At 72.3% G+C, this 4,936-nt stretch carries 3 protein-coding genes, 2 pseudogenes and 1 riboswitch; of the genes and pseudogenes, 4 read left to right on the top strand and 1 reads right to left on the bottom strand.

All coding sequences use genetic code 11. From position 1 onward, the window contains the following. Both AB0C29_RS33435 and AB0C29_RS33430 read left to right on the top strand, forming a co-directional pair. Positions 1-231, top strand: a 231-nt coding sequence (locus tag AB0C29_RS33435; protein ID WP_360828786.1) for a pentapeptide repeat-containing protein, incomplete at its 5' end; no start/stop codon positions are given. Positions 232-296: 65 nt separating this feature from the next. After that, positions 297-1,262: pseudogene (locus AB0C29_RS33430) on the top strand (TerC/Alx family metal homeostasis membrane protein); the annotation flags it as partial. A gap of 226 nt (positions 1,263-1,488) precedes the next feature. On the opposite strand, the pseudogene AB0C29_RS33425 reads toward AB0C29_RS33430, so the two are convergent. Next, a pseudogene (locus AB0C29_RS33425) lies at positions 1,489-2,190 on the bottom strand (MMPL family transporter); the annotation flags it as partial. A gap of 38 nt (positions 2,191-2,228) precedes the next feature. Here AB0C29_RS33425 and AB0C29_RS33420 point away from each other — a divergent pair. Next, positions 2,229-2,639 carry an FGGY-family carbohydrate kinase gene (locus tag AB0C29_RS33420; RefSeq protein WP_360828783.1) on the top strand — a complete coding sequence of 137 codons (411 nt, stop codon included), beginning with the start codon at positions 2,229-2,231 and terminating at the stop codon, positions 2,637-2,639. Positions 2,640-2,804: 165 nt separating this feature from the next. Then, positions 2,805-2,933: riboswitch (cobalamin riboswitch) on the top strand. A 30-nt stretch (positions 2,934-2,963) separates the two neighbouring features. Next, positions 2,964-4,936 (top strand): ATP-binding protein (locus tag AB0C29_RS33415; RefSeq protein WP_360828780.1); only part of this gene is annotated, 1,973 nt, incomplete at its 3' end.

Genomic DNA, 4,936 nt, shown 5'->3' with positions numbered 1-4,936 from the left:
GCCAACCTCATCGGTCGCCGGCTCAAGGGCGCCGACCTGCGCGGCGCGAGCCTGCGCGGAGCCCTGCTGATCGGTGCGGACCTGCGCGGCGCGGATCTCCGCTGGGCCGACGTCACCGGCGCCGACCTGCGCGGGGCGGACCTGCGCGGCGCGGACCTGACCGGGACTCTTTTCCTCACCGAGGCGCAGCTGAAGGCGGCCGTGACGGACGACACGACCAAGGTCCGGTGACGCCGGTCGTCCCCCTAGGATGATGGATCTCGCCGATCGACCGAGACTCCGTGGAGCGTGGTGGCATGCAGGTGTCCGGTCTGGTCTGGGCCTTGACCGTGGTGGGGATCCTCGGGCTCGTCCTCTTCGACTTCTACTTCCACGTCCGGCGCGCGCACATCCCGACGCTGCGCGAGGCCGGGGCCTGGTCCGCGGTCTACGTCGGCCTGGCCATCGTCTTCGGCTTCGGGGTGTTCATCTTCGGCGGCCGCGACATGGGCGCGGAGTACTTCGCAGGCTGGGTGACCGAGAAGGCGCTGTCGGTCGACAACCTCTTCGTCTTCCTGGTGCTGCTCAACAGTTTCAAGGTGCCGCGGGCCGACCAGCAGAAGGTGCTGCTCTTCGGCATCGTCTTCTCGCTGATCGCCCGGACCGGCTTCATCTTCCTGGGCGCGGCGCTGATCAACTCGTTCGCCTGGGTCTTCTACCTGTTCGGCCTGATCCTGCTGATCACCGCGGGCAACCTGCTCAAGGGCGACGACAGTGAGGACCGGTCGGCCGACAACGTCATCATCCGGCTCGCCCGGCGTTTCCTGCGCACCTCCGACGACTACGACGGCGACAAGCTGTTCACCGTCCAGGACGGCAAGCGGGTGCTGACCCCGATGCTCCTGGTCATGGTGGCGATCGGCGGCACCGACATCCTGTTCGCGCTGGACTCGATCCCGGCCATCTTCGGTCTCACCCAGAGCGTCTACCTGGTCTTCACGGCCACGGCGTTCTCGCTGCTGGGCCTGCGCCAGCTCTACTTCCTGCTGGACGGGCTGCTGGACCGGCTCATCTACCTCTCGTACGGGCTGGCCGCGATCCTGGCCTTCATCGGCGTGAAGCTGATCCTGCACGCCCTCCACGAGAACAATGTGCCCTTCATCAACGGCGGCGAGCACATCGACGTGGTCGAGATCAGCACCGGGGCCTCGCTGGCCTTCATCATCGGCGTGCTGATCATCACGGTGATCGCGTCGCTGCTCAGCCCCAAGGGCCGGGCGCAGACGTACGTCGCGGCGGCGCGGCGGCACGCGACCGAGTTCCTCGACATCGAGACCGACCCGCGCTACTGCGACGAGATCTACCACAAGCTGCTCGACGAGGAGGCGCACCTCAAGCGGCTGCCGGAGAAGTATCGGGCCCGGATCCGCCAGGAGGACGCGCTGATGGACCTGCTGCGCCGGGCGCACCGGGTGCACGACGAGCGGGTCACCGCCGGCACCTGCTTCGTCAGAGTCTGACCAGCTCGGGAGCGTCGGCCGGCTCCGGCCGGTGCAGGCTGTCGCCCTCGATGTCCACCCGCGGCGTGATCCGGTCCAGCCAGCGCGGGAAGGCCCAGGCCCGGCGGCCCAGCAGGGTCAGCACGGCGGGCACCAGCGTCATCCGTACGACGAACGCGTCGATGAGCACCCCGAGCGCCAGCCCGAAGCCGATCGCCTTGATGGTCGGGTCGTCGATCAGCACGAACCCGCCGAAGACGGCCGCCATGATCAGCGCCGCGGCGGTCACCACCCGGGCGCCGTGCCCGACCCCGGCCACGGTCGCCGCGGTCGCGGTCGCGTCACTCGGGGGCCCGGCGTGCACGAAGTCCTCGCGTACGCGGGACACGATGAACACCTCGTAGTCCATGGCCAGCCCGAAGAGCACCCCGGTCATGATGATCGGCAGGAAGCTGACCAGCGGCCCCGGCCGGTCCACGCCGAACAGGTCCGCCGCCCGGCCCAGCTGGAAGACCGCGACCGTGATGCCGAAGGTGGCCCCCGTGGTCAGCAGGAAACCGGCGGCCGCCTTCAACGGCACCAGCACCGAGCGGAACGCCAGCAGCAGCAACAGGAACGACAGCCCGATCACCACGCCCAGGTACCGGGGCAGGGCGGCGGTGAGCTTCTGCGATACGTCGACGCCGACGGCGGTCGCGCCGGTGACGGCCACGCTGGTGCTGCCACCTGGTCCGGGCCGCGGTCGAGGGGGTGTGCCAGCAGCTGGCGCTGGTCCGGGACACGTTCGCCGACGAGGGCATCGCGATGACCGAGGTCCGGGCCACCGGCGGGGCGGTCGCCTCGGAGCTGTGGGTCGGCATCCTGGCCGCGGCGCTGGACCTGCCGGTGGCGATCGCCGACACGCCGGAGGGGACGGCGCTGGGCGCCTGCCTGCTGGCCCGGCACGCGCTGGGCGAGCTGCCCGACCTGGACGAGGCGGCGGCGCTGGTGGCGATCACCGAGCACGAACGGCCGGACCCGAAGAACGCCGACCTGTACCGGCGGATGCGGCCGCTGGTGGAGCAGTCGGCGCTGGCGGTCACGGATGTGCTCAAGGAGCTGGACAAGCTCGCTCCGGAGCCGCTGCCGGACACGGAGAAGGCGCTGCCGGGGGTCGGCTGAGCGGCTGTTCCCCGCCCGGGGCCTTTCCCGGCCCGTGGCCTTTCCCGGCCCGGCGGCCGGCCCGGGATCCTTCCGACCGAGGGCCGGCGGCCGGGCCGGGGGCGTTGAGCTGGGCGTGGGCCGGGTGGTGAGGATGCCCACGCGGCCCCGCGTTGACGGCGTGCCGGGCCGTGAGAAAGAGTGGCTCGCGAGCGGCAGTGGAGGAACCCGGTGGGAGACCGGGACGGTCCCGCCACTGTGACCGGGGTTCGTCCCCGGAAGTCAGGAGACTCCGGCCGCTCGTACCTTCCACACGCGGGCGCGGACCCGCGGAAAGGACCGGGCGTGACGCCGTACCCGTTCTCTGCCGTCGTCGGCCTCGACGACCTGCGGCTCGCGCTGCTGCTGACCGCTGTGTCCCCCGCCGTGGGCGGGGTCCTGGTCCGCGGCGAGAAGGGCACGGCCAAGTCGACGGTCGTCCGCGCCCTGGCCACCCTGTTGCCCGAGGTCGACGTGGTCCGCGGCTGCCGCTTCGCCTGTGACCCCGCGGCGCCCGACCCCGGCTGCCCCGACGGACCGCACGAGCCCGGCGCGCCGCACGGCCACCGTCCCGCCACGCTGGTCGAGCTGCCCGTCGGTGCCACCGAGGACCGGGTCGTCGGCACCCTGGAGATCCAGCGTGCGCTCGCGGACGGCGTCAAGGCGTACGAGCCGGGTCTGCTCGCCGCGGCCCACCGCGGCGCTCTCTACGTCGACGAGGTCAACCTGCTGCCGGACCACCTGGTGGATCTGCTGCTCGACGCGGCGGCGATGGGCCGCGCCCACGTCGAGCGCGACGGGGTGTCGGTCAAGCACGCGGCCCGGTTCCTGCTGGTCGGCACGATGAACCCCGAGGAGGGCGAGCCCCGCCCGCAGCTGGTCGACCGGTTCGGCCTGGTCGTGACGGTCGCCGCCCCGCGCGACGCGAAGCTGCGGGCCGAGGTGGTCCGGCGGAGGCTGGCGTACGAGGCCGGCCCGGAGGCGTTCGCGGCCCGGTTCGCGGCCGACGAGAAAGCCCTGGCCGAGCGGATCCTGGCGGCTCGGGAGCGGGTGCCGTTCGTGCAGCTGCCGGACGCTGAGCTGGACCGGATCGCCCGGGTGTGCCTGGCCTACGGCGTCGACGGGATGCGCGCGGACATCGTCGTGGCGCGGTGTGCAGTGGCCCTGGCAGCGTGGCACGGCCGCGATCGGGTGACGGCCGAGGACATTCGGGATGCGGCGCGGCTGGCGTTGCCGCATCGGCGTCGTAAGGATCCGCTTGATCCGCCGGGTACGGATGAGGAGCGGTTGGAAGAGGCGCTGGACCAGGCCGCTCAGGATGATCCGGACGACGATCCGCCGCCTGGTGATGGTCCTGACGGGCCTGATTCCGGTGGTCCTGATTCCGGTGGTCCTGATTCCGGCGGTCCCGATTCTGGCGGGGCTGACTCTGGTGGTCCGGATTCCGGCGGTCCCGGCTCCGGCGCTCCTGGCTCCGGCGGTCCCGGCTCCGGCGGGTCTCCGCGAAGTGACGAGCCTTCCGGGCCGGTTGAGCAGGCTCCGGGGGATGCCGCCGCTGAGGCGCCGGCTGATGAGCAGCGCAAGGTGAGCGGGGGTGCGGCGGCTCAGGCGGGTGTCGCCTACCGGCCGCGGACGCTGCGGATCTCTGCTCGCGGCGAGGGCGGGCATGCCGGGCGTCGGTCGCCGGCCTTCGCGCGGCGTGGACGGGTGGTCGGCTCGCGGGTTCCGCGCGGCAAGCTCGCCGGTGCGCCGCATCTGCCGGCCACTTTGCGAGCTGCCATCCACCGCGGTGCCCTTACCGGACCCGTGATCGTTCCGCCGCCGGCGCGTCGAATTGCCGCGGCGGGTGCGCAGGCCGGCCGGCCGCCTGTCTCCGGTGCCGCTTCTCCGGCGGGCAGGCGGGCCGAAGCCGTGCGCCGGATGGGGGTGGTGCAGCCGCGTGACCTGCGGGAGGCCGTGCATGTCGGGCGTGAGGCCAACCTGGTCCTGTTCGTCGTGGACGCGTCCGGGTCGATGGCCGCACGGAAGCGGATGACCGTCGTCAAGACCGCTGTGCTTTCGCTGCTGCGGGACGCGTACCAGCGGCGGGACCGGATCGGCATGATCACCTTCCGGGGGTCGACCGCGGATCAGGTGCTGCCGCCCACGTCGAGCCATGAGGTGGGGGTGCTGCGGCTCGCCGGGTTGCGCACCGGTGGGCGTACCCCGCTGGCCGCCGGCCTCGGGCGAACGCCGACGAGACGGTGGCCCGGCTGCGTGCCGACGGTCACCGTGTCCTG

The organism is Actinoplanes sp. NPDC048791, assembly GCF_040650095.1.
Lineage (GTDB): Bacteria > Actinomycetota > Actinomycetes > Mycobacteriales > Micromonosporaceae > Actinoplanes.
This window is presented reverse-complemented; position numbering and strand designations above follow the sequence as displayed.